Below are 24,996 nucleotides of genomic sequence, written 5' to 3'. Positions count from 1 at the left end.
TTTCTGCACCACACCAGCCCAGTCAGCAGGGCTGGTGTGCAGCACAGCACCCGCTAGCGCGCCGCCCAGGCGTTAAAGCGCTGCTCCAGGTTTTCGCCGTGATCCACCCAGAAACTGCTGTCAATCGCCACCCCTTGCTTCAGATTCTGCGGTGCGGTGGGCAGGTTGTGCAGCGTAGCCTTGTCGATCAGCGCCGATGCCTGGCGGTGACTGACGCCGTAGCTGATGCCCTTCACGTATTCAGCCTGTGCACCGGGCTGGCTGACAAAGGCCAGAAACTTGTAAGCGGCATCCAGATTGGCGCTGCCCTTGGGGATGGTCCAGTAGTCGTAATCGTAGATATTGCCGTTCCACACCATTTGCAGCTGCTTGCCACCTTCCTTCTGTGCGGCGCTGATGCGACCGTTATAGGCCGAGCTCATCACCACATCGCCCGCAGCCAGATACTGCGCGGGCTGGGCACCCGCCTCCCACCACTGGATATAAGGCTTGAGCTGATCGAGCTTGGCAAAGGCGCGATTCAAACCTGCCGGGGTATTGAGCACCTTGTACACGTCATGCGGGGCCACGCCGTCGGCCATCAGGGCGATTTCCAGCGTGTACTTGGCCCCTTTGCGCAATGCGCGCTTGCCGGGGTATTTCTTCACATCCCAGAAATCCGCCCAGGAACGTGGCGCGGTTTTCAGCTTGTCGGCGTTATAAGCCAGCACCGTGCTCCAGGCGTAGGCCGCCATGCCGCATGACTGGGCGGCGCCTGGCAATAACTCGGCAGGCTTGATAATGCGGCGGTAGTCCAGCTTTTCGAACATACCTTCTTCGCAACCACGCAGCAAATCTGGCGATTCAACATCCAGCACATCCCAGCTCACCCGCTTGCTGTCCACCATGGAACGCACCCGCGCCATTTCACCGTTGTAATCACCACTCACCACCTTGATGCCGCTGCTGGCAGCAAAGGGCTGGTAATAGGCTTTTTGCTGGGCATCCTTGTTGGCCCCGCCAAACGACACCACGGTCAATTCGGCAGCATGGGAAGTGGCTGACAGCAACAGACAGCCAGCAAAGGCTGCAACACGGCAATGCATGAATGAAGACATGGGGCAATTCCTTCCAGGTGGTTCAGCCAGGTGGGCGGCTGCAAACACACTGTAGGGACAGCACGGTCAATCGGTAAAATAGCTTTACCTTGTCAACTGCATTGGTTTTTGCGATACAGCAACAGCAGGCTCAGCCCAGTCGGCTGATGCGCTGCTCGCACAGGGTGACAAAAGCCTCTGCCCGGCGGGTCAGTCGTAGCTCCTGCGGCCAGGCCAGCACGATATTCAAGGCGGGCACATCCTCCACGATGGGTAGGTATACCAAGGGATCTCCGGCGTAGGAGTGCAGGGTTTGCGGGCGCAAGTTCAGCAAGGCATAGCCGTTGCCCGCTGCCACCAGGCCACGCACCAGTTCAAAATTAACGGTTTTGTGGCGCACACGCGCCCCCAGATTGTGCAGGCGAAACACCGACAGAAAATACTCGCGGCTATGCGGCAAATCCAGCAGCACCATGGGCAGTTCAGCCAGATCCTGCAGCGATACCGCCGCCCGCGAGGCCAAGGGGTGATTGGCAGGCAGCACGGCGTAAGGCAATACGGTTTGCAAAGTTTGCCGGTACAGGCTGGGTGCCAAATCCAGGTCGTACAGCAAGGCCAGCTCGGTCTGGCCGCTCAGCAGCGCCTGCTGCAATTGGCCGGTATCGCCCTCGTGCAACTGCACCGTGATATCCGGGTAGGACTCGCGCATGGCCGCCAGTAAACCAGGCAAAAACAAGGGCGCAATGGTGGTGAAGCAGCCCAGCTGCAACTCACCCTGCAAGGACTGGCTCAATGCGCTGGCATGCAGGCTGAGGTCGTCCGCATGCGCCAGCAGATTGCGCGCCGCCGCAACAAAACTTTGCCCAGCCGGGGTTAGCGACACACCCTTGGCATGATGGCGAATGAAAAACTGCAGGCCAAACTGCTCCTCCAGCTGGGCGATGGCGCTGGAAATCCCCGGCTGCGAGGTATACAGCGCATTGGCCGCCGCCGTGACGCTGCCGTGATCTGCCACTGCCACCAGATAAGCCAGCTGCCGTAGGGTGTATTGCATATTTTTTATCTATCCAGATGAAAAAATAATAATATTTTCGGTATTTAATGTGGCTGCCTACACTCGCCTTGTCAATCAACAACAGCCTTGCCTGCACCGGACTGGCCGGCCTGCTGCTTACAAAGCAAGAACAATACCCAGGCATAGCTGCGCCAGGAGGTAAAATAAGCCGCTGCCAGCACAGCAAGCCCAACCGTCGCACCGCGCATGCCACCGAAAGAAACATGATGGAATCCCTTACCCTGCTCAACACGCTGATCGGTTTTGACACCACCAGCCGCCTCAGCAATCTGCAGCTGATCCGCTTTGTCAAAAACTACCTGGCCGGCTACGGCATCAGCAGCCATATCGTGGAAAACGAAGACGGCAGCAAGGCTAACCTGTACGCCACCATCGGCCCCACCGACCGTCCCGGCGTGATGCTGGCCGGCCACACCGATGTGGTGCCGGTAGATGGCCAGCGCTGGAGCAGTGACCCGTTTGTATTGGATATCCGTGATGAGCGGGCCTATGGCCGTGGCAGCGCCGACATGAAGGGCTTTCTGGCCAGCGTGCTGGCCCAGGTACCACAACTGGCGCAAAGTCAGCTGCACACCCCGGTGCATCTGGCCTTTACCTATGACGAGGAAATCGGCTGCATCGGCGTGCGCCGCCTGCTGGAAGTGCTGGGCGGGCTGCCGGTGTTGCCAGCCATGGGCATTATTGGCGAGCCGACGCAAATGAAGCTGGTGGCCGCTCACAAGGGCAAAACCGCCTGGCGGGTGACGGCGCGTGGTCACGAAGGCCATTCCAGCAACCCGACGGCCGGGGTAAACGCGGTGGAATACGCCGCCGAGCTGGTCAGCTTCATCCGCAGCCTGGCCCGGCAGCGACGCCAGCACGGCCCGTTCGATCCGCTATACGAAGTGCCGTACAGCACCCTGCACGTGGGCACCATGCAAGGCGGCACTGCGCTCAATATCATCCCGGCGCACTGCCAGTTCGACTTTGAAATCCGCCACTTGCCGGAAGACCCGCCGCAAAGCCTGCTGGATGCCATCCGCAACCATGCCCTGCAAGTACTGCAGCCGGAAATGCAGGCGGTTGATCCCGACTGTGGCTTTAGCTTCACGGAAAAAACCAGCTATCCGGGCTTACTTACCCCGCCGGATGCCAGCGTGGTGCGCTTTGTGCAGGGCTTGCTGAACGACCACACCCCGCCGCGCAAGATCGCTTTTGGCACCGAAGGCGGGCTGTTTGCCGAACGCTGCGGCATTCCCACCGTGGTGTGCGGCCCCGGCGATATCGCCCAGGCGCATCAGCCGGACGAATGGCTGGCCCTGGAGCAACTGGCTGCCTGCGACACCTTCCTGTCGCGCCTGAGCGCCCAGCTGGCCAATAGCTGATCCTGTCGCACGCCAGCAACCAGCCCGCCTTTCTGCACAAGGAAGCCGGGCCGGTTGTGCCCAGGAATGGTATCCTCCTGCAGCCTTTGCCGACAGGAAGCACCATGCCCTTCAACCGCACCTTTACGCCGCAAGATCAGGAACCGTCTGCCGAACAGCTGCAGGCCATGCCAGGCAACTTGTTGCTGGAGTTTGGCGCACCCTGGTGTAGTTATTGCCAGGCTGCACAGCCCTTGCTGGCCACCGCCATGCAGCAGCAGCCCGACTTGCCGCACATCAAGATAGAGGACGGCAAAGGCCGTCGCCTGGGTCGCAGCTTCAGGGTCAAGCTGTGGCCCACGCTGGTGCTGTTGCAAGACGGGCAGGAAATTGCCCGGCTGGTGCGGCCCGACAGCCCGCAGGCGGTCGAGCAATTACTGGCCAGCCTGCCCGCCGCAGCACGCACATCATGAATACCGCCCGTCGCCGCTGACCCTGGCCGCTCCGGCGGGCCGCAGCAATCAATGAAAGCCATGCAGTTGAATACCACCCCCATGCAGACGTCCACACCCAACGCGTCCCCGCGCGTGCTGTCGCTCATCCCGCCGATGACGCAGCTCAATACGCCCTATCCCTCCACGGCCTACATCACCGGCTTTCTGCGTAGCCGTCAGATTACCGCCATGCAGGAAGACCTGGCTTTGCAACTGGTATTGCGGCTGTTTTCCGTCACCGGCCTGCAAGCGGTGCGCCAGCAGATTGACGCCATTCCGCCCAAAAAACGCAGTGCGCAACTACACGGCTTTGTCGGCCAGTTTGAGCGCTACCTGGCCACCATCGGCCCGGCCATTGCCTTTTTGCAAGGCCGCGACTCCACCGTGGCCCATCGCATCTGCAGCCGCAGCTTCCTGCCCGAAGGCGAGCGCTTTGCCGCGCTGGAAGTGTATGTCGACCCGGACGATCCTTACGGCGGCGACCCGCTGGCCTGGGCCTTTGGCGCACTGGGTCAGCAGGACCGCGCCCGCCATCTGGCCACGCTGTACCTGAACGATATTGCCGATGTGCTGCGCGAAGCGGTGGATGAGCGTTTTGAATTTGTGCGCTATGCCGAATCGCTGGCCATGAGCCAGCCCACCTTCGACCCACTGGCGCGCGCGCTGGCTGGCAAGCCCACGCTAGTGGATGACATGTTGCAGCAACTGGTGGAAGAAGCCATTGCCCGTCATCAGCCGGATATCGTGCTGCTGTCGGTGCCCTTCCCCGGTTCGGTGTATGCCGCCTTTCGCATTGCCCAGACCATCAAGGCACGCTGGCCTGCCATCCGCACCGTGCTGGGCGGCGGTTTCGTCAATACCGAGCTGCGCGAACTGAAAGAACCACGGGTATTCGACTACTTTGACTTCATCACGCTGGACGATGGCGAAAAGCCCATCCTGGCCTTGCTGGAGCACTTGCAAGGCAAGCGCTCGGTAGCGCGGCTGGTGCGCAGCTTTGTGCGCGAAGACGGCCAGGTGCGCTACATCAATATGATGGAAGCCGACATCCCCTTCGAAGAGGTAGGCACCCCCACCTGGGACGGCCTGCCCATCGACCGTTACCTGTCGCTGCTGGACATGCTCAACCCCATGCACCGGCTATGGAGCGACGGGCGCTGGAACAAGCTGACCGTGGCGCATGGCTGTTACTGGAAAAAGTGCAGCTTCTGTGACGTGACACTGGACTATATCTCGCGCTACGAAACCGCCTCTGCCAGCACGCTGGTGGACCGTATCGAAGCCATCATTGCCGAAACCGGCCAGACCGGCTTCCATTTTGTCGACGAGGCCGCACCACCCAAGATGCTGCGCGCGCTGGCCGAAGAACTGCTGCGCCGCAATGTGTCCATTTCCTGGTGGGGCAATATCCGCTTCGAGAAATCCTTCACGCCCGAGCTATGCCAGTTGCTGGCGGAAAGCGGCTGCATCGCTATTTCCGGCGGGCTGGAAGTGGCCTCGGACCGTCTGCTCAAGCTGATGAAAAAAGGGGTGTCGGTAGAACAGGTAGCGCGGGTGACGCAGGGGTTTACCGAAGCGGGCGTGCTGGTGCATGCCTACCTGATGTACGGCTTTCCCACCCAAACGGTGCAGGACACCGTGGACGCACTGGAATACGTACGCCAGTTGTTTGACACCGGCTGCATCCAGTCCGGTTTTTTCCACCGTTTTGCCTGCACCGTGCACTCGCCAGTGGGCCAAAACCCGGAAGAATACGGCGTTACGCTGCGGCCACTGCCCCCGGTCAGCTTTGCCAAGAATGATGTCGGCTTCATCGACCCCACCGGCACCGACCACGACGCCATGGGCAAGGCGCTGAACAAGGCTTTGTACAACTTCATGCACGGCATCGGGCTGGATCAGGACGTGCGCAACTGGTTTGCTGGCAAGGTGCCCAAGCCACGCGTACCGCGTAATTTCATTGCCCGCGCCCTGGGCTGAAGCTGATTGCAGTCTACAAAGGCCAGGTTGGCGAAAGCGCCTGGCCTGCATGGTTTCTTGTGCACGATACGCCTCTTGGACAGGCAACATGCTGAACGATTGCCAGCAGCCCGGCTCCAAGCTGCTGTTGCAACTGATGCAACATGCCCTGCCTTACCGATTCAGCCCCGTCACGCAAGGAGAAGCGCCATGTCATCCAGCTCGAACAATGCACGGACTCCGCAACAACCCAATCTGGACATCACCCTGAAGTTTCTGCAGGTTTCAATCAACAATATTGAGCAGCTGGTGAATTTTCAGATCAGCACCAGCCGGGAACATCTGGACAACTACGCAAGATCTATCCATGCACTAAGCCAGGCCAGCACCCCGCAGGAGGCACTCAGCCAGATCAGTGACCTGGCCCGGGCCAATGCCAATAAGGCCATGGAAAGCTCTGGCGAATTCTGCGACATCCTGTCCAAAACCCAGGAAGAGCTGCAAGGTTTGGCGCTGGAGCACTTATCCAGCATGCAGCAATCCCTACAGGGCCTGACGAGTTATCTGCAGCAGCCCACCGCAGAAACCAGTCACAAGAAATAAACCGCCCATCAACATACAGCCCGCCATCCTGCCGGATGTGCGGGCTGTACTGTTTCAGCCATCACAATGGGGCCATGCCCACGGTGGCACGATTTCAGTCGTCACCAAAATCTGCCGCAGCCGCCTGCTCTGCCGCCTGTTTTTGTTCCTCGGCCAGTTTTGCCTGCCACTGTTCTTCAGTCAGACCATGGCTGCCATCGCAGTAATCCCTGCGTCCACATCCACAACGGCCAATATCAGCCGGATTTGCCTGTACGCGCATACTTGTCTCCCCTTGAATCCGCCACCGGCAGCCACTGCGAATACAGCAGCAATCCGGCGCGGAGCAGAGACTAACCCGCTTGCGGTCACATTTCAACACTGACCAACGACACGCAGCACCGCCCATCCACTGGCCCAGCAGCAGCCCGCTTCGTCAGCGCCCGGTTTTCAATTGTGTCCACAAGCGGTTTTGCAAGCGCAGGATATCCGTAGGCAATGGCTGCAACAGGAACAGCGTCTGCATTACGGCTGGTGGCGGATAGATGCCAGCATCGCTGGCAATAGCCGGTTTCACCAGTTTGCGCGCCGGAATATTGGGCGTGGGGTAGAACACCTTATTGGTAATGCCAGCCGCCACATCGGGCTGCAAGATGTGGTTGATCCACTGGTGCGCGGCTGCCGGGTTGGGCGCATCTTTCGGAATGGTCATCATGTCCACGGAAAACGGTGCGCCGCTTTTGGGGATGACATAGGCAATCTGGTAATGCTTGCCGGCATCCGCTGCCCGGCGCCGGGCAATGCCGATATCACCCGACCAGCCCACCGCCATGCAGACATCACCATTGGCCAGATCGTTGATATAGCCGGAAGAGTTGAACTGGGTGATATAGGGGCGGATTTTCTTCAGGGTTTCAAACGCCGCCTGATAATCGGCCGGGTTCTTGCTGTTTGGGTCTTTATACAGGTAATGCAGGGTGATGGCAAACACATCGCTGGCCTGATCCAGCATCGACACCCCGCAGCCCTTGAGTTTGCCTACTCTGGCCGGATCAAACAGCAGGTCCCAGCTATCCAGTGCTGCCTCATTGCCCAGCGCGGCTTTTACCTTGGTCAGGTTCAAGCCCAGGCCATCGGTAAACCAGGCATAGGGCACGCCGTATTTGTTGCCGGGGTCGGCGCTGGCCACCATTTTCATCAACTGCGGGTCCAGATTGGCCAGATTGGGCAGCAGCGCCTTGTTCAGCGGCTGATAAATACCGGCAGCCGCCTGGCGTGCCATGTAGTTGGAAGTGGGTACCACCACATCGTAACCGGCACGGCCAGTCAACATCTTGGCCTGCAAGGTGTCATCGCTGTCGTAGACATCGTATTTCACCTTGATGCCGGTCTGTTTTTCGAAGCTGGCAATGGTTTGCTCACCGATGTAATCGGACCAGTTATAAACATGCAGTTCCGCCGCCTGGGCGGTGACGCCAAGGCAACAGAGCGAGACAGAGGCAAGACGGCGCAGGGTGGGTGTGAAGCGCATGATGGTGAAACTCCTGTAGTGCTAACGGGCAACACCCGTCCACCGGCCAGGCTGACCGGTGGCGGGAACAATGGCGCTGTGCTGAAGGAGTGGTCCCGGCAAGGGCTGGCCGCTGAACGGCTCTGAGATAGTGCCGGTGGCAGGGCTTACAACATGCCCAGCTCGCGGGCGGTGCGATCAACTGCCCGCTTGGTTTTGGTGAGCAGCTCGTCAATCTGGCTGCGGCTAATGGCCAGTGCCGGTGCCATGATCATGCGGCCATGGGTGGAGCGGATGATCAGGCCCTCGTCAAAGCCATGGCTGCGGCAGCGCCAGCCAATATCGTCTTCATTGGCAAACAGCTTGCGGCTGGCCTTGTCTTCGCACAGCTGCAAGGCCGCCACCATGCCCGTGCCCTGGATGTCGCCCACCAGCGGGTGGTCGGCAAACACTTCACGCAGACAGCGTTGCAGATAAGGGCCGGTGTCCTGCTTGACGGCAGCCACCATGCTTTCACCCTGCAACACATCCAGGTTGGCCAGCGCCACTGCGGCAGCCACCGGGTGACCGGAATAAGTCAGGCCGTGGGCAAACACCCCGCCCTTGTCGATTAATGCTTCGGCCATGCGCCGCGACAGCACCAGCCCGCCCATCGGGATGTAGCCGGAGGTCAGCCCTTTGGCAATGCTCAAGGTGTCCGGCTGGAAGTCGAAATGCTGGTGGGCAAACCATTCGCCGGTACGGCCAAAGCCGCCAATCACCTCATCAGCACACAGCAGCACATCGTACTGACGGCAAATGCGCTGGATTTCCGGCCAGTAGCTTTCCGGCGGAAAAATCATGCCACCGGCACCCTGGAACGGTTCGGCGACAAAAGCCGCCACCTTGTCCGCGCCCAGTTGCAGGATTTTCTGCTCCAGTGCACGGGCGCACTGCAGGCCGAATTCCGCCGGACTGAGGCTGCCGCCATGGCGATACCAGTCTGGCTCGTCAATGTGCTCAACCCCCGGAATCGGCAGATTGCCCATCTCGTGCATGAAGGCCATGCCGCCCAGCGAGGCACTGCCCACGGTGGAGCCGTGATAGCCATTCTGGCGGCCAATGAAGATTTTCTTGTCCGGCTGGCCCATCACATCCCAGAAGCGGCGCACGGTGCGGATCAGCACCTCATTGGCTTCGGAGCCGGAATTGGTATAAATCACATGGCTGTAACTGCCGGGCAGCAAGGAAAACAGCCGCTCGGACAACTCCACCACCGCCGGGTGGGTGGTGTGGAAAAACATATTGTAGTAACTCAGTTCCTTGAGCTGCCGGGTGGCGGCATCAATCAATTCCTGTCTGCCATAACCGACATTGGTACACCACAGACCGGACATGCCGTCCAGATACTGCTTGCCCTCGCTGTCCCACACATACAGCCCTTCGCCACGGGTGATGACGCGTGCGCCCTCTTCGTTCAAAGCTTTCTGGTCCAGAAAAGCATGAATATGGTGGGCGGCATCCATGGCCTGATAGTCGGCGGTGCTGCGTTTGGCTTGATGATTGTGCATTGAAGTCTCCATGCCGGTGACAACGGCTTACAGGCTGATCCAGGTGGTTTTGAGCTGGCTGAACTTGTCCAGTGCATGCAGTGAGAGGTCGCGGCCAAAGCCGGACTGCTTGCAACCGCCAAACGGCACGCCGGGGTCCAGTGCGTCCACGGTGTTGACTGAAACAGTACCGGCGCGCAAGGCACGTGCCACGCGGTGGGCACGCTGCAGCTGGTCGGTCCATACCGCCGCCGCCAGGCCGTAGATGCTGTCATTGGCCATGGCAATCGCCTCGGCTTCGCTGTCAAAACGCAGCACCGACAACACTGGGCCGAAGATTTCTTCGCGGGCAATGCGCATCTGCGGCGTCACCCCGGCAAACAGGGTGGGTTGCAAATAACAGTCGCTGTCGCCAATGCGCAGCCGCTCGCCACCGGCCAGCAAGCGCGCGCCCTGCTGCACGCCGTCCTCGATAAAACCGTGCACCCGGCGGGTATGCCCGGCATCCACCAGCGTACCCAGCCGTGTGGCCGGGTCCAGCGGATTGCCCGGCTGGTAGTGCGCCATTTCGGCCAGCACCTTTTCAACAAAACAGTCGTGAATGCTGCTTTCCACCAGCAAGCGCGAGCTGGCGGAACACACCTGGCCCTGATTGAAGCAGATGCCGAAGGCCGCCTTGCGCGCCGCCGCATCCAGGTCGGCACAGTCGGCAAACACCAGATTCGGGCTCTTGCCACCACACTCCAGCCACACCATCTTCATATTGGAAGCGGCGGAGTAGGCCAGAAAGCGCTTGCCGATTTCGGTGCTGCCGGTAAACGACAGGCAGTCGATGTCCGGATGCAGACCCAGCGCCTGCCCGGCTTCCTCGCCATAACCGGGCAGTACATTCAGCACCCCATCCGGCAGACCGGCCTCGCTGGCCAACTGCGCCAGACGAATGGCAGATAACGGCGATTGCTCAGCCGGTTTCAGCAGCACGCTATTGCCTGCCGCCAGCGCCGGGGCCACTTTCCAGGCCGCCATGTCCAGCGGGAAATTCCACGGAATCACCGCCGCCACCACACCCACCGGTTCGCGCGTCACCAGCGCCAATGCGTCCGGGCCGCTGGGGGCCACTTCGTCATACAGCTTGTCGCAGGCCTCGGCATACCAGTCGAACAGCGCTGCCGTGGCCGGCACGTCGATATTCAGCGCATCCGAGATGGGCTTGCCCATGTCCAGGCAATCGAGCAAGGCCAGCTCGTCGGCATTGTCGCGCAGCAGTTGCGCCAGCTTTTGCAGCACCGGTTTGCGCTCACGCGGATGACAGCGCGACCAGTCCCCGGCCTCAAAACTGCGCCGCGCAGCGCTCACTGCCAGATCAACATCTGCCTGCGCACAACGCGCCACCATGGCAATGGTTTGACCGGTATGGGGACAGGTACTGGCAAACTGGCGGCCATCCACGGCGTCTTGCAGGCGGCCATCAATATAAGCCTGCGCGGTGGGCTGCAAAGTGCTGGCGCAAGCCGTCCAGAATGACAGATCTTTCGATGACAACATGCTACTCTCCTGTCGGGTTTGGCCAGTCGCAGTACAACAACCGACTGGCATGCAATGGCCACAGTCTAGGCAGGCCACTCCGCCCCGCCCATCGCCTTGATGGGTGAGTACACTCACCCCTTGGGGGTAGCGCCGGGGCAGAACGCTTGCGGCATCATGCAAAGCCATGGCCAATACCGACACAGGAGCAAAAATAGACATGCAGATCGCCGTGAGTGACCTGGCCTTTCATCACCGGCTGGGGAAATTACTGGAACAACTGGGAGAGCCACGCTTCTGGCCGGTGCTGGCCAGCTTTCTGGGGGAAATTGCAGCTTTTGATACCTGGGTGGTGCTGCTGTTTCAGGCCGACCAGCCACCGCTGATTCTGGCTGATCATGCTGCCAATCTGGCAGCAGATGATTTGTTTGCCCACTACCGTGCCGGGCTGTACCGCATCGACCCCTTCTATGCCTTCAGCCAGCAAAACCCGATGCCCGGCCTGTACCGTCTGGATGATGTAGCGCCGGATTCTTTCCGTGACACGGAATACTACCGCCAGTATTTCAGCCGCAATGTGGGCGCGGATGAACTGCAATTCCTGCTGCCGGTTGCCGGACTGGGCGTACTGTCCTTATCCCTGGCCAGCCGCCAGCGCTTCAGCGCTGGCGAAATCGGCAGCTGCCAGCTGTTCAGCCCCTGGCTGCTGCCGCTGATGCGCAAGACACTACAATTTGATGCCTGCCTGATCGAACAGCAGCAGAACAACCCGGCCGAACGCCAGCTCAGGCTGGAAGATGCACTACGCCAGCGCGGCAATCCGCAGCTGACCGAACGTGAAGTGCAAGTCGCCCTGCTGATTCTGGCCGGGCACTCCACCAAGGCCATTGCCCGCGAACTAGGCATTTCACTGGACACTGCCAAGGTGCACCGGCGCAATCTGTACGCCAAGCTAGGCGTCAGCCAGCAAGCCGGCCTGTTTCTGTTGTTTGCTGCACCGGATGGCGCACCCGGCCCGGCACGCACAAGCTAACCGATTGATACCTTTTAAATATCAATCAGTTAGCTCAAAACAAGATAAAAATCGCAGCAAGAATGCCACACTGCAGCCGCCAATTTTCATATTGGCATTGCCAAGTCATTTGAATTTGTACACAATCAATTCACCGCAAGCGAATCAGGGAAAAGCCAAGATGGCACAAGGAGGCAAACGAGACGGCGCCGGACGCAAATCGGCATTTGGTGGCGACAAGACCGTCGCCATGCGGGTTCCGGAACCGTTGCGTCCACTGCTGGAAAGCTGGCTGGCCGAGTACCGCCAGCTGCGCACGGTGCGCACTGCTGACACCCAGGACATCCGCACCCTGTCCGACACCCTCAGCCAGTTGTCGCTGCCGCTGTTTGCCAGCCGGGTACCTGCCGGCTCGCCCGTGGCAGCTGATGACCTGAAAGAAGCCGACATCGATCTGAATGCCCATCTGGTCAGCCACCCCGCCAGCACCTTCATGGTAACGGTGAAAGGCGACTCGATGATCAACGCCGGCATTCACGATGGCGATCTGCTGATTGTGGACCGCGCCCTGCAAGCCCGCAGCGGCAAGGTGGTGGTGGCCGTCATCAATGGCGAACTGACGGTAAAGCGGCTGGAAAAAACGGCAAGCGGATTGTTTCTGATGCCAGAAAACCCAGCCTACTCGCCAATCGAAGTGCCGGAAGAAGCGGCATTGTTTATCTGGGGTGTGGTGACCAACGTCATTCACCCGGTCTCGTAAAGGAGCACATGATGCAAATCGATGAGAGCCTGATCAAGATGAAATTCATGGACTGGCGCCGTCTGCCGCGTGCTTTTCGTGAAGTCCGCGCCGGACAACCGCAAGTGCTGGTATCCCGTACCGGTCGCAGCTACTTTGTGCCGGTGCAGTTCGTCTAGTCCGCGCGTCGGGCAAATTCCACCTTTCGCACCAACACCATCAGACCAGCATGCCTGGTCTGATTTCATTTGGCCTACGGCCTACTCCCCGCGACAGCCCCGCTCTCATCGGCCCGACTTGCGTCACTGGACAGATTGGCTTTGGCCTCACCGGCCAGAACAAAGCAGGCATAAAAAAACCCTCCCACGAGGGGAGGGATTAACAGGGTATCGGGGAAGTGTAACGACCGGAAGCTGAGGGCAGCCGGTCATACAGCACCTGACTCCATACCAAGAGCCAAGCACATGTGCATCGTAGCGCTTGCACCTGGCATTGACTATGGTGGAATTTACTTAGCAGACATATCTCGCATTATATTAAGAATATTCTCAGCTGACGTTTCACGACGTATCACTTCGAAAAAATGCTCTGCTTCGGGATAGGTTTTCTTCAATTGCCCCACCCACTGCTTAAGCCGTGCCGGCGGATAGCGCGACTCCCCGGCCTCGGCAAAACACTGCTGATAGAAGTCTAGCAACCATTCCATCAGTACCGGCCAAGCCATTGGCACCGCAGACTGATTGCCGGCAATGCGCTGTGCCAGATCAGGCGCAGCAATCAGGCCCCGCCCTATCATCACCCGTTCGCAACCGCTTTGCTGGCGAATGGCATGATAATCGGCCACCGTCCATACCTCGCCATTGGCAATTACCGGCACTGCCACATGCTCGCGGATGCGGGCAATCCAGTCCCAGTGGGCTGGCGGCTTATACCCTTCCACCTTGGTACGCGCATGCACCACCAGCTCGGCAGCACCCGCACTGGCCAGCGCGGCCGCACACTCCAGTGCCAGGCTCTTGTCTGCGTAGCCCAGCCGCATCTTGGCCGTTACCGGAATATGGGCTGGTACAGCCGCACGCACCTGCCTGACAATGGCGTGCAGCAACTCCGGCTCGGTCAGCAGTACTGCACCGCCGCGATGGCGGTTGACCGTGGGGGCCGGACAGCCAAAATTCAAATCGACACCCGGCGCGCCCAGGCTGGCCACCTTAGCCGCATTCTCAGCCAGGCAAACCGGATCAGAACCCAGCAACTGCACGCGTACCGTTGTCCCCGCACGGGTCTTGCCGCCATGCAGCAGTTCTGGTGCCAGACGATGAAAGGCACGGGTAGGTAGCAGCACATTGGTGACACGGACAAACTCGGTGACGCACAAGTCGATACCGCCCAAACGGGTCAGTACATCCCGCATGATGGGGTCGACCAGGCCCTCCATCGGTGCCAGCATCAGATTCATGACTTAACCTGCTGAAAAAAGGGCGCTATTGTAGCGGAATCACTGCCCGGGAGCGAATGCATGACCCTGAAAATCAGCCCTGTCACTACCCATCAACTGCAACACTGCCTGCCACTGTTTCAGGCGTATCTGGCTTTCTATGCCGTAGAACAGTCCGATGCCGACTGCCTGGCCTTCCTGCAGGCCCGCTTGCATCATCACGAAGCGCGGCTATGGCTGGCCGAAGATGCGGGCGTGGCGGTTGGCTTTGCCCTGATGTACCCCGGTTTTAATTCGCTTACCCTTAAGCCCAACTGGCTGCTGCATGATCTTTATGTCGCACCGGCGTATCGTGGCAGCGGGGTCAGCCGCCAGCTGCTGCAAGCCTGTCAGGCTCATGTCCTCAACCAGGGCGGCGGTGACATCATGCTGCAGACCGCCCACGACAATACCCGCGCCCAGCGCCTGTACGAAGGCAACGGCTTTGTGCAGGACAAGGCATTCCGGGTGTACTACTGGGACGGCAAGGGTGCTTGACCACGCCCGGCCTTCGCGCCATGCTGGCGACCGTTTTTGACAGCAAGGACCCTATCATGAACATTCCACGCGGCATTTACCGCCATTACCGGGGTAATTTATATGAAGTGCTTGGACTGGGCCTGCACTCTGAAACGCATGAACCCATGGTGGCCTATCGCGCCCTGTATGGTGATTACCAGCTATGGGTACGCCCTGCCGGCATGTTTCTGGAAACCGTGATTCACGAAGGCGAAAGCCGGCCACGCTTCTCCCCGGTCAAGCTGTTTTAGCCGCACAGCCATGCGCATCTACCGTACTGATCAGTTTTCCTTGCCACTGCCTGACAGCCATCGTTTCCCGGCGGAAAAATACCAGCGGCTGGCTGACGCTGTTGCAGGTTTTGCCAGCCATGCAATGGAAACCGCGCCGGCGGCCACGGCCTGGGAACTACAGCAAGCCCACGCAGCAGACTATGTTGCGCAGGTGATGGATGGCAGCCTGCCACCCCGTGCCTGGCGAGAAATTGGCTTCCCATGGTCACCCCAACTGGTGGAACGCTCGCGTCGTTCTGTTGGTGCCACCATTGCTGCCGCACGCAGCGCACTGCTGGATGGTTGTGGCGTCAATCTGGCCGGGGGAACCCACCATGCCTATCACGAAAAGGGCAGTGGATTTTGCGTATTCAACGATGTTGCCGTAGCGTCCCGTCTGTTGCTGCAAGAAGGCTTGGTACGGCGCATTCTGGTGGTTGATCTCGATGTGCATCAGGGCAATGGCACCGCTGCCATCTTTCGTGATGAGCCACGCGTGTTTACCTTTTCCATGCATGGCGAAAAAAACTTCCCTTTCCGCAAGGAAGTCAGTTCACTGGATATCGACCTGCCCGATCACACCGGCGATGCAGACTACCTTGCCCTGCTGCAACAGCATCTGCCTGCCCTGCTATTGCAACACCAGCCGGATATCGTGTTTTATCTGGCTGGTGCCGACCCCTATAAGGGAGACCGACTGGGCAAGCTGGCATTAAGCAAGGCAGGTTTGCTACAGCGCGATCAACTGGTGATGCAGCAAGTCCGCCAGGCGGGTGCCGCCCTGGTCATCACCATGGCCGGTGGCTATGCCAGCGATATCACCGACACGGTCAACATCCAGACCAATACCATCCACGCTGCATGGCAGCTGTATACGGACACAACACCCATGCAGGCCACCACGTCCATCCGGAGCGAACACAATGCATAAGGCCATTCTTGCTGGCGGTTGTTTTTGGTGTACCGAAAGTATTTTCCTGGCACTGAACGGTGTCGAAAAAGTGGTATCCGGCTATATCGGCGGCCACACGGCAGATCCGGACTACCGCAGTGTATGCAGTGGCCAGACCGGGCATGCCGAAGCAGTTGAAATTGCTTTCGATCCCGACATCATCAGCTTCCGCCAATTGCTGCAAGTCTTCTTTGCCACGCACGACCCCACCACCCTTAACCGTCAGGGCTACGATGTGGGCAGCCAATACCGCTCTGCCATCTTTTATCTGGATGCCACCCAGCACGATGCCGCACTGGCAGTCATTGCCGAACTGGAACAACAGCAGGTTTTCCCCTCCCCCATTGTCACCACGCTGGAAGCCGCCAGCCGGTTTTATCCGGCCGAAGGCTACCACCAGCAGTATTTTGCCCTGCACGGAGACGAACCCTACTGCCAGGCAGTCATTCTGCCCAAACAGCACAAGCTGCGACGGGCGTTCGCCGCATGGCTGAAGCAGGACTAAGGCCCCGCTACATGCACCAACGGCAAGCGCACCGCGCCCTGGCAAGGCCATCATCAGCGTTTGATTCGCGCGGCAGAATGACAAGTCGGCATGCCAGCCTGCTTTTATGCTGATAACATTCAGCCTGCAATAACAGGCATACGGCATTGCAAACCAGGCCCAAGCCGGTCGCTTATCCTGTGCAAACCCCGGTCAGACCAACGCCAGACGGGTATCATGATGGCCGGACAAGCAGGCAACACCAAAAAGCTGGAATACCAGCTAGCAGACAATCCACAGGAAGGCCGCTACACCGCAGGCTGCATGGCAGCCGGGCATATGCCCCCGGCCTTCCCGCATTTGGCACACAGACAGCACATGCTGTTGCAGGAGAATACCGCTCATGAAGTACATGATGCCCACCGTTTTCATCGTGGATGATGACCCCGCCGTACGCGACTCACTGGCCCTGCTGATCATGGCCCAGGGCATGCGCACGGTAACTTTCGCCAATGCCATGGAGTTTCTCGAAGGCTATACCGAAGGCGAAGTTGGCTGCCTGGTGCTGGATATCCGCATGCCGCAGATTACCGGCCTTGCCCTGCAGGAAAAGCTGGTGGAACGCGGCCTGAGCATTCCCATTGTCTTCATTACCGGTCATGGCGATATCGAACAATGCCGCCGTGCCTTCCAGTCTGGTGCCATCGACTTCCTGACCAAGCCGATTGACCAGAACCGCCTGATCGACAGCCTGCGCAAAGGCATCCGCATGAGCATCGACCAGTTGCAACAGGACGAAGAAACACAGGAAGTCATGCTGCAGCTGGACCGCATCAGCGGCCGCGAACGTGAAGTACTGGAACTGGTGGCCGACGGGCTGTCCAGCAAGGAAATCGCCCGCCAGCTGGATCTTTCCCCCCGTACTATCGAAGTCCATCGTGCCAACCTGTTCAGCAAGCTTGGCGTCGATTCGCTGGCCGACCTGATCCGCTTTTACCTGAAAGCACTGGAAGCCACCGGGAAAAAACGTAATGACGAGTCTTTTTTGAACGAAACGACCGCAAAGCAGTAGAATCGGCCCCTATGGAACGACTGTTCAAACATGTCTGCCTAGTGGCAAGACACAGCAAACCGCAAGTGGTGGAATCGCTGCGCACTCTGGCCGACCATCTGGCCGCCGCCGGCGTCACCGTATTCGTTGATAAAGAAAGTGCCACCCAGGCTGAAGCCGGGCCGCATCAGCTGATTGAACGCAGCGACATGGGCAAGCTGGCTGACCTGGTCATCGTGCTGGGCGGGGATGGCACCATGCTGTCCATTGCCCGCCAGCTGGCGCCCTATCGTGTGCCACTGGTGGGCATCAACCAGGGCCGGCTAGGCTTCATGACCGACATTCCGCGTCATGAAATGCTGGAGGCCATCGACGCCATTCTGGCTGGCAACTTTGTCCCGGAAAACCGCATCCTGCTGCAGGCATCGGTGATTCGCGAAGACGCCGAAGTGGCCAATGCCCTGGCCTTCAACGACATCGTGTTCAGCCGTGGCGCGGTGGGTTCGATGATCGAATTCGAAGTCTTCATCGACAATCAGTTTGTCTACAGCCAGCGCTCGGACGGTCTGATCGTTGCCACCCCCACCGGCTCCACCGCCTACTCACTGGCCGCTGGCGGCCCTATCCTGCACCCCACGCTGCAAGCGATTGCACTGGTGCCCATCTGCCCGCAGTCACTCAACAACCGCCCGATTGCAGTGAATGACTCCTGCGAGGTTGAATTCATGCTGACACGCGGCCTGGATGCCCGTGTCCACTTTGACGGCCAGTCGCACTGCGATCTGATGGAAATGGACCGTGTGCTGATTCGCCGCTACCGCAACCCGCTGCGCATCCTGCACCCGGTGGGCTACAACTACTACGACATGCTGCGCCACAAGCTCCACTGGGGCGAGCGTCTGCTCTGACACGCAAACACCATGCTGCTATCACTTCTGGTCAAAGACTTCGTCATCGTTGACAGCATTGCGCTGGACTTCGCCACCGGTTTTACCGTGCTCACCGGCGAAACCGGTGCCGGTAAATCCATTTTGCTGGATGCGCTGGGCCTGCTGCTGGGCGATCGCGCCGAAGGCTCGCTGGTGCGCGAAGGGGCCGAACGCGCCGAAATCAGCGCCGAATTCGACAGCCGCCAACGCCCGGAAATCAAGGCCTGGCTGCAAGAAAACGCCCTGTCCGGCGACGACGACATCGTGCTGATCCGCCGCGTACTGGACAAATCCGGCCGCTCGCGCAGCTTTATCAACGGCCAGCCGGCCACGCTGGCCCAGCTCAAGCTGCTGGGTGAGTTTCTGGTGGATATTCACGGTCAGCACGCCCACCAGTCCCTGGTAAAAGCCGAAGCCCAGCGCGAACTGCTGGATGCCTACGCCGGTTGCAGCTCGCTGGCGCGCGAAGTGCATCAGGCCTGGCAGGAATGGCAAGCCGCCCGCAAGGCACGCAGCGATGCCGACAAACTGTCGCGCGAATCCGAAGTGGAACGCGAACGGCTCACATGGCAGATCAACGAACTGACCGAACTGGGCCTGCAACAAGACGAATGGGCCGGCCTCAACCAAAGCCACTCCCGCCTGGCCAATGCCGCCGAGCTGGTGCAAAGCGCCCAGTACGCCGTCGACACCTTGTCCGAGATGGAGGGCAACTGCCTGTCCGTACTCACCCAGGTTCAAACCCGCCTGAGCAAGCTGGCCAACCTCGACCCGCGCCTGGCCGACACCCTGTCCCTGCTGGATTCGGTGGATGCCGAGCTGCGCGAAGTGGTGTACAGCCTGCGCGACTACGCCAGCGACATCGACGAAGACCCCGGCCAGCTGCAACAAGTGGAAAGCCGCATCGACAGCCTGATGAGCATGGCGCGCAAATACCGCGTCCAGCCGCAGGAACTGCCGCTCAAACTGGAAGACTGGCAAGCCCAGCTGGCCACACTGGAAGCCTCCACCGACAGCGAAGCCCTGGCGCTGGCCGAAACCGCCAGCCTGTCGCGCTACCGCACCCTGGCCGAAGCCCTGTCCGGCAAACGTCGTCAGGCCGCCAGCGAACTATCCGCCCGCATCAGCAAGGAAATGCAACAACTGGCGATGAGCAGCGCCCGCTTCGCCATCGAACTGGCCGCCCTGGCCGAACCCGGTGCCCATGGCCTGGAATCCATCGAATACCTGGTGGCTGCCAATGCCGGCACCAGCCTGCGCCCGCTGGCCAAGGTGGCCTCCGGTGGCGAACTCTCCCGCATCAGCCTGGCCATGCAAGTAGTGATCAGCCAGGTGGCCAGCGTCCCCACGCTGATTTTTGACGAAGTGGACGTCGGCATTGGCGGGCGCGTGGCGGAAGTCATCGGCCACATGCTTAAGCAACTGGGTCAACGCTATCAGGTGCTGTGCATCACCCACCTGCCGCAGGTGGCCTCCTGCGGCGAGCAGCATTGGCAAGTCAGCAAGCGCGAAGAAAAGAAACGCGTGGTCAGCCGCATCACCCCGCTGGATGCCGAGCAGCGCGTACTGGAAATCGCCCGCATGCTGGGCGGCGCCGAACTCACCCAAACCACCCGACAGCATGCTGCAGAAATGCTGAAAATGAACCATGCCACCCCCTAGGCAAAACGGCTTGGGGCGGTTATGATTGCGTCCTCTCTCGCCATGGCATCAAACAACAGCCAGCGGCAAGAAACTGCGGAGGTTTGGGTGAGTGGTTTAAACCAGCAGTCTTGAAAACTGCCGACGGGAAACCGTCCGTGGGTTCGAATCCCACAGCCTCCGCCACCTATCTAGCCATCAATTTTGACGAAAACCCTTGAAAAGCAAGGATTCCAGACAGAATTGGTGGCTTTTTTATTGCCTTTTTGCGGCTGGATAGCGCCGTTTTGTGTGGGAGTGCGTAGCACTCTCTGTCCCAAATTTGTCCCAAATTCCACCAGCCCGCGCCTTGCGGGCTTTTTTACTGGAGAGCGCATGACCAAGCCTCATGTAGCGAACGACTCACTGCCCCATAACCCTGACTGCTACGGGCCGGTGATCGCACATGTGCTGGATAGCAAGTTCGACGAAGATGGCGAGAACATGACGGCCCGTTGGTCAGTACGTTTGGCATCTAGATTTCATGCCCGATGCAAGAACGCTTCCATGCTGGCCAGCAGGGCTAGCGGTGTTTCATTCATTGGGTAGTGGCCTGCATTGGCTAACGCTTCGTGACTGGCGTTTGGGTAGCGCTGCATGGTGCTGGCTTGCATCAGAGCACTGTTGAACACCGGGTCGTGCGCCCCGGTAATCAGTTTGAATGGGATGGCCTTGCCTGTTATTTCATGGCTGAAGTCGGTGTGCAGCCAGGCTGCCAGGTATGCCGCGAAGGCCTGCTGGGTAGCGTGCTGCCATGAGTATGCCGCTTTCCATTCCAGCCACTTCCGGGGTAAGCGATGCCCCGTGCTGCGGTCAATGATGGCGATTCGTTTATCCATATTGCTTACTGCGGCGTGCAGCTGGCTGATGGCCAACTCGTCCAGCATGACGCCGCCACAGGGGACCGGGGCAATCCCCACCATCGATATCACCCGTTGCGCTTGCAGGCTGGCGATCCGCTCGATTGCCATTCCCCCCATTGAGTGACCTACCAGGCTGAATCGGTCAAGTTGCAGTGTGTCGGCCAGCGCCAAGGCATCTTGAGCAATTTCATCAATCGTGAAGTTGCCTTTGCTGTCTTGCATGTCGCCATAACCGCAATAGTCCATGAACAGATAGCTGAATGCCTGTTGATCCAGCATGTCCTCCAGTGGTGCAAATGAATGGCGGTCACCAAACCAGCCATGCAGAACGATGACATGGTGCGGCCCATTCCCCACGCGATGATGCGAGTTCGGCATTATTCCCCCGGTGTAAAGTGCATGATGTAAAGCACACAGGGTAAGCGCATGGCGTTTGACCTGCTTTCGCTGCCGGGTCAAATATCATAGAGTTTGGGCATGAGAGATGCCGAACTTGAATTATTGGGTGATGTGCCCCGCGAGGTTGTGGTGATTGAGCGCGCGTTTGCGGCAGGAAGCCACTATCCGGCTCACCGCCACCAGCGCGGGCAGCTGGCTTTTGCCCGGCAGGGTTCCATCAGCGTGATGACCCGCTTCGGGCATTGGCTGGTGCCGCCGGGGCGAGCTGTGTGGGTGCCTGCGGGGGTCGAACACGAAATGCAGATGCTGGGGCCGGTTGTCATGCTCAACACCTTTGTGCGTGTGGATGCGGCGGACAGGGTTGGCCTGGCCACGCACTGCCAGGTGTGTGCGGTCAGCCCATTGCTGCACCAGCTATTGCTGCAGGCGGTTGAACTCCCCCTGGTGTACCCGTTGGAGGGACGTAGCCATCACCTGATGGGCTTGCTGCTTACCGAAATATCGATGGCCACCGTGTTGCCCTTGCATGCCCCACTGCCAGTGCATGCAGGCCTTGCCGAGCTGTGCAAGTCACTACTGGCAGCGCCGACTTTGCTGATGGATACCGATGCCATGGCCGCGCGCCTGGCCATGAGCCGTAGCACTTTTACCCGCTTTTTCAGAAAGGAAACTGGTATCAGTTACATGCAATGGCGGCAGCAGGCTTGCTTGCTGGCCGCCATCAGGCGGCTTGAGGCAGGGCAAAGTGTTACGTCCGTGGCGCTGGAGCTGGGCTATGGCAGCCCGTCCGCATTCACGGCCCTGTTCCGCAAAACGCTTGGAGTGAGTCCGCAGGCTTACGTCAGGATGCAAGCCGACTAGTTCGGCGGCAGTTCGGCCTTTGCGGACAGTCACGGGCAAGAACAACAGGGTGCGCTTCTGTATTGATTGCCGTTGTTAATGCATGGAAAGAAGCCGGGGCAATTCAATGATCAAATCCAGACAATGGCAATACCCAAACCGGCTAAAACATTAAGCCTCGGCCCACGTCATATCACACATGGCCTTGCGGTTAAAAGCTATTCATTCATTGCGCTAACGCAGACTACTGCTCCGGAATGTGCTAGGTGCCATCCCTGCTTGTTTCTTGAAGAATCGACAGAAATAAGCAGGGTCTGAAAATCCTAGCTCATAAGCCAGTTGAGATATTGATGTACTCGTATAAATAAGTTTTCGTCTAGCCTCGAGAAGTAAGCGTTCTTGGATGAAGCTAAAGGCAGACTTGCTGAAACTCTTCTGACTCAAGCGATTGAGTCTGCTTTCAGTTAAATTGAGTTCTGCAGCATAGCGTTCGACAGCCCAGTGCTCGGCATAGTGTGTTTCAACAAGCTCTCGAAATCTTACCATCAAGCCAACGGTCTTTTCATCGGCGTTCATTTCGGTCTGTAGCTGCACTCGCACTAACAAAAGCAGCAGTGCCCTCACCTGCCATACTTGCAAGCGAATGCTCGCAGGACCAGGATCATTAAACTCCGCTTCAATTTGTTCTAGCAGGGCTCGGATACGTGAGGTACTGCAGTTGCCTTCATTTGCCAAAACAATTACATCGGCCCTTCCCTTAAGAATAGAAAACATTTGTGTTCCATCCTCGGCTTCAGCTGCCAGACCTGAAGCGTCAAGCGTAAGGACATAACCCCTGGTCTGTGATTCAAACTTGAAAGCATGAATCACGCCTGGTGGAATAATCACCGCAATTGGAGATACATACTCACCTTCATCACTATCCAGTTGCACCCGCGCACTGCCCGAGAAAACAAATAATAGTTGCAACATGCCCTCGTGGGTGTGGGTGTCTATCTGCCAGTTTCGCGCGGCACTGCGTGTCGATATTTCTTCGATATGGAGATATTCCCGGCAGATGCTGGTGGGCTCTTCTCCATACAAGGAAAATGTAGGTACAAGAATATTCATATTAAAAAAATACCAGGAAAAGAATAAATACAACCTCAATCAAGCTTGTCTGTATAAAAAAAGTACAAGTCTTTGCACTGATTGTCCATTGGTGCATCGGCCTATGAAGACTAGTCTCTCAATTGCCAGGCGCTGGCATCACGGCGAATTGATCCCGTGATCATTCCCTATGTATTTGAGTAGGGAATGCAGCGATTTCAAAAAGGAGACATGAAGTGAGAACAAGCGTTTGCATTATTGGTGGAGGCCCATCCGGCCTTATGCTTTCACAACTTTTGCATCTTAAGGGGATCGACACGATTGTCCTTGAGCGGCAAAGCCGGGAATATGTGCTGCGCCGCATTCGCGCCGGGGTTCTCGAGCACGGTTTTGCGGAGCTGATGCGTGAAGCCCGGTGTGGTGAGCGCATGGACCGCGAGGGTGAAATTCACGATGGCTTTATCATTGCGCACAACGGCACGCAGCGCCGCGTTGATTTGCACAAATATAGTCACGGTAGCTCGGTTGTTGTTTATGGCCAGACTGAGCTGACCCGAGACTTGTACGAAGCGCGTGATCGCATGAATGGTATCGTCATCCATAATGCCGAAGATGTTCAACTTCATGATTTGCTGTCCACCAACCCGCACCTTACTTATCGAATAGGTGACGAAGTTACACGTATTGATTGTGACTACATCATCGGTGCAGACGGTTTTCATGGCGTAAGCCGCAAGTCTATTCCCCACACAGTACTTAAAGAATACGAAAAGGTTTATCCCTTTGGTTGGCTGGGCGTGCTGTCCCGTACCAAGCCAGTTTCGCCGGAGTTGATTTACGCCAAACATGACCGTGGCTTTGCCCTCTGTTCACTTCGCTCGCAGGTGCTTAGTCGTTACTATATTCAGGTACCATTGAGTGACAAGGTTGAGGACTGGTCCGACGATAAATTCTGGGATGAATTAAAACGACGTTTACCGGAGGAGATAGCAGCTAGTCTGATTACCGGCCCTTCGATAGAAAAATCAATCGCTCCGCTGCGCTCTTATGTGGCGGAACCCATGCGTTATGGCAGCCTGTTCCTTGCTGGCGATGCTGCGCATATCGTGCCACCGACAGGTGCACGCGGCCTGAATAGTGCTGCATCAGATATTTACTACCTTTATCACGCGCTGCTTGCACACTACCAAGACAATGACAATACCGGTCTGGATACTTATTCCGAGAAAGCACTGGCACGGGTATGGAAGGCGCAGCGATTCTCCTGGTGGATGACGACAATGCTGCATACCTTTCCGGAAAGTAATTTTTACGATCAGAAATTGCAACAAACCGATCTTGAATACCTGTTTTCCTCCGAGATGGCACAGGGAGCGCTGGCGGAAAACTATGTTGGATTACCGTTCTAGCGCGTGGTAACTGATAATGTGGGTTTAATGGTGTGCAACACTTGCCATTAAACCCACAATTCTTTTCTGTCCCGCCATGAATCGGCTTTTCATGTTTAATCTCCATGGCGGTCTGAATCGGCGCTAAAGTCAGGTGCCACTCAATATCGTGGCACTGGTTTATTCCCTATCCGTCGTGAAAATAAAAAGAGG

Annotated in this window: 25 protein-coding genes and 1 tRNA gene; 17 read left to right on the top strand and 9 right to left on the bottom strand. The window is 58.3% G+C overall.

Translation table 11 applies throughout. From position 1 onward, the window contains the following. Positions 1-53: 53 nt before the first annotated feature. Positions 54-1,097: an ABC transporter substrate-binding protein gene (locus ACODR9_RS08360; RefSeq protein WP_488808751.1), complete on the bottom strand. Its 1,044-nt coding sequence runs from the start codon at positions 1,095-1,097 to the stop codon at positions 54-56. A 130-nt stretch (positions 1,098-1,227) separates the two neighbouring features. Continuing rightward, positions 1,228-2,130 carry a LysR substrate-binding domain-containing protein gene (locus ACODR9_RS08355; protein WP_488808750.1) on the bottom strand — a complete coding sequence of 301 codons (903 nt, stop codon included), beginning with the start codon at positions 2,128-2,130 and terminating at the stop codon, positions 1,228-1,230. A 224-nt stretch (positions 2,131-2,354) separates the two neighbouring features. Between ACODR9_RS08355 and argE the strand changes: the two genes are divergently transcribed. The 4 genes from argE to ACODR9_RS08335 all read left to right on the top strand — a co-directional run bounded on the left by argE (position 2,355) and on the right by ACODR9_RS08335 (position 6,550). Further along, positions 2,355-3,515 carry an acetylornithine deacetylase gene (argE, locus tag ACODR9_RS08350; protein ID WP_488808749.1) on the top strand — a complete coding sequence of 387 codons (1,161 nt, stop codon included), beginning with the start codon at positions 2,355-2,357 and terminating at the stop codon, positions 3,513-3,515. Between the two features lie 104 nt (positions 3,516-3,619). Continuing rightward, on the top strand, positions 3,620-3,967 hold the full coding sequence (locus ACODR9_RS08345; RefSeq protein ID WP_488808748.1) for a thioredoxin family protein: 348 nt from the start codon (positions 3,620-3,622) through the stop codon (positions 3,965-3,967). 60 nt (positions 3,968-4,027) lie between these two features. After that, positions 4,028-5,968, top strand: coding sequence for a B12-binding domain-containing radical SAM protein (locus ACODR9_RS08340; protein WP_488808747.1), 1,941 nt, complete (start codon positions 4,028-4,030; stop codon positions 5,966-5,968). A 189-nt stretch (positions 5,969-6,157) separates the two neighbouring features. Next, entirely contained in the window at positions 6,158-6,550 is a 393-nt protein-coding gene (locus tag ACODR9_RS08335) for a phasin family protein (protein WP_488808746.1), read from the top strand. 94 nt (positions 6,551-6,644) lie between these two features. Here the strand turns inward: ACODR9_RS08335 and ACODR9_RS08330 are convergent, their stop codons facing one another. The 4 genes from ACODR9_RS08330 to ACODR9_RS08315 all read right to left on the bottom strand — a co-directional run bounded on the left by ACODR9_RS08330 (position 6,645) and on the right by ACODR9_RS08315 (position 11,113). Then, the gene (locus ACODR9_RS08330; RefSeq protein ID WP_488808745.1) at positions 6,645-6,812 is read right to left on the bottom strand and encodes a hypothetical protein; all 168 of its coding nucleotides are present in this window, start codon (positions 6,810-6,812) and stop codon (positions 6,645-6,647) included. Positions 6,813-6,965: 153 nt separating this feature from the next. Beyond that, positions 6,966-8,060 carry a polyamine ABC transporter substrate-binding protein gene (locus tag ACODR9_RS08325; protein ID WP_488808744.1) on the bottom strand — a complete coding sequence of 365 codons (1,095 nt, stop codon included), beginning with the start codon at positions 8,058-8,060 and terminating at the stop codon, positions 6,966-6,968. Positions 8,061-8,206: 146 nt separating this feature from the next. Continuing rightward, positions 8,207-9,589, bottom strand: a complete 1,383-nt coding sequence (locus tag ACODR9_RS08320; protein WP_488808743.1) for an aspartate aminotransferase family protein — start codon at positions 9,587-9,589, stop codon at positions 8,207-8,209. Positions 9,590-9,616: 27 nt separating this feature from the next. Then, entirely contained in the window at positions 9,617-11,113 is a 1,497-nt protein-coding gene (locus ACODR9_RS08315) for an aldehyde dehydrogenase (protein ID WP_488808741.1), read from the bottom strand. A 199-nt stretch (positions 11,114-11,312) separates the two neighbouring features. On the opposite strand from ACODR9_RS08315, the gene ACODR9_RS08310 reads away from it, so the two are divergent. The 3 genes from ACODR9_RS08310 (at position 11,313) to ACODR9_RS08300 (ending at position 13,022) form a co-directional block, all read left to right on the top strand. Then, entirely contained in the window at positions 11,313-12,125 is an 813-nt protein-coding gene (locus ACODR9_RS08310) for a helix-turn-helix transcriptional regulator (RefSeq protein ID WP_488808740.1), read from the top strand. Between the two features lie 160 nt (positions 12,126-12,285). Next, positions 12,286-12,864, top strand: a complete 579-nt coding sequence (locus ACODR9_RS08305; protein WP_488808739.1) for a LexA family protein — start codon at positions 12,286-12,288, stop codon at positions 12,862-12,864. 11 nt (positions 12,865-12,875) lie between these two features. After that, complete coding sequence (locus tag ACODR9_RS08300) at positions 12,876-13,022, top strand: hypothetical protein (protein WP_170124147.1); 147 nt, start codon at positions 12,876-12,878, stop codon at positions 13,020-13,022. Positions 13,023-13,351: 329 nt separating this feature from the next. On the opposite strand, the gene ACODR9_RS08295 is transcribed toward ACODR9_RS08300, so the two are convergent. After that, positions 13,352-14,299 carry a tRNA dihydrouridine synthase gene (locus tag ACODR9_RS08295; RefSeq protein WP_488808736.1) on the bottom strand — a complete coding sequence of 316 codons (948 nt, stop codon included), beginning with the start codon at positions 14,297-14,299 and terminating at the stop codon, positions 13,352-13,354. 60 nt (positions 14,300-14,359) lie between these two features. On the opposite strand from ACODR9_RS08295, the gene ACODR9_RS08290 reads away from it, so the two are divergent. The 8 genes from ACODR9_RS08290 (at position 14,360) to ACODR9_RS08255 (ending at position 20,351) form a co-directional block, all read left to right on the top strand. Further along, positions 14,360-14,815, top strand: a complete 456-nt coding sequence (locus ACODR9_RS08290) for a GNAT family N-acetyltransferase (protein ID WP_488808735.1) — start codon at positions 14,360-14,362, stop codon at positions 14,813-14,815. A 56-nt stretch (positions 14,816-14,871) separates the two neighbouring features. Further along, on the top strand, positions 14,872-15,087 hold the full coding sequence (locus tag ACODR9_RS08285) for a DUF1653 domain-containing protein (protein ID WP_488808733.1): 216 nt from the start codon (positions 14,872-14,874) through the stop codon (positions 15,085-15,087). Positions 15,088-15,097: 10 nt separating this feature from the next. Then, positions 15,098-16,039 (top strand): histone deacetylase family protein, encoded by a 942-nt coding sequence (locus tag ACODR9_RS08280; protein WP_488808731.1) that lies wholly within the window; start codon positions 15,098-15,100, stop codon positions 16,037-16,039. Continuing rightward, positions 16,032-16,565 carry a peptide-methionine (S)-S-oxide reductase MsrA gene (gene msrA, locus ACODR9_RS08275; RefSeq protein WP_488808729.1) on the top strand — a complete coding sequence of 178 codons (534 nt, stop codon included), beginning with the start codon at positions 16,032-16,034 and terminating at the stop codon, positions 16,563-16,565. Before ACODR9_RS08280 ends, msrA begins: the two co-directional genes overlap by 8 nt. Before the next feature lie 382 nt (positions 16,566-16,947). Then, entirely contained in the window at positions 16,948-17,616 is a 669-nt protein-coding gene (locus ACODR9_RS08270; RefSeq protein ID WP_488808728.1) for a response regulator transcription factor, read from the top strand. A gap of 11 nt (positions 17,617-17,627) precedes the next feature. Further along, positions 17,628-18,503 (top strand): NAD kinase, encoded by an 876-nt coding sequence (locus ACODR9_RS08265; protein WP_488808727.1) that lies wholly within the window; start codon positions 17,628-17,630, stop codon positions 18,501-18,503. Between the two features lie 12 nt (positions 18,504-18,515). Next, complete coding sequence (recN, locus tag ACODR9_RS08260; RefSeq protein WP_488808726.1) at positions 18,516-20,186, top strand: DNA repair protein RecN; 1,671 nt, start codon at positions 18,516-18,518, stop codon at positions 20,184-20,186. Between the two features lie 77 nt (positions 20,187-20,263). After that, a tRNA-Ser gene (locus ACODR9_RS08255) sits at positions 20,264-20,351 on the top strand. Positions 20,352-20,686: 335 nt separating this feature from the next. Here ACODR9_RS08255 and ACODR9_RS08250 read toward each other — a convergent pair. Then, a complete protein-coding gene (locus ACODR9_RS08250; RefSeq protein WP_488808725.1) occupies positions 20,687-21,445 on the bottom strand; it encodes an alpha/beta fold hydrolase in 759 nt (252 codons plus the stop codon). Positions 21,446-21,544: 99 nt separating this feature from the next. Between ACODR9_RS08250 and ACODR9_RS08245 the strand changes: the two genes are divergently transcribed. After that, a complete protein-coding gene (locus ACODR9_RS08245) occupies positions 21,545-22,327 on the top strand; it encodes an AraC family transcriptional regulator (RefSeq protein WP_488808723.1) in 783 nt (260 codons plus the stop codon). A 213-nt stretch (positions 22,328-22,540) separates the two neighbouring features. Here the strand turns inward: ACODR9_RS08245 and ACODR9_RS08240 are convergent, their stop codons facing one another. Further along, positions 22,541-23,416: a helix-turn-helix domain-containing protein gene (locus ACODR9_RS08240; RefSeq protein ID WP_488808721.1), complete on the bottom strand. Its 876-nt coding sequence runs from the start codon at positions 23,414-23,416 to the stop codon at positions 22,541-22,543. 215 nt (positions 23,417-23,631) lie between these two features. Here ACODR9_RS08240 and pobA point away from each other — a divergent pair, with 215 nt between their 5' ends. Then, positions 23,632-24,804, top strand: coding sequence for a 4-hydroxybenzoate 3-monooxygenase (pobA, locus tag ACODR9_RS08235; RefSeq protein WP_488808720.1), 1,173 nt, complete (start codon positions 23,632-23,634; stop codon positions 24,802-24,804). Positions 24,805-24,996: the final 192 nt, after the last annotated feature.

Source organism: Aquitalea sp. FG25 (assembly GCF_057809375.1).
The sequence above is the reverse complement of the archived record's forward strand: the minus strand, read 5'-3'. Positions and strand labels throughout refer to the sequence as shown.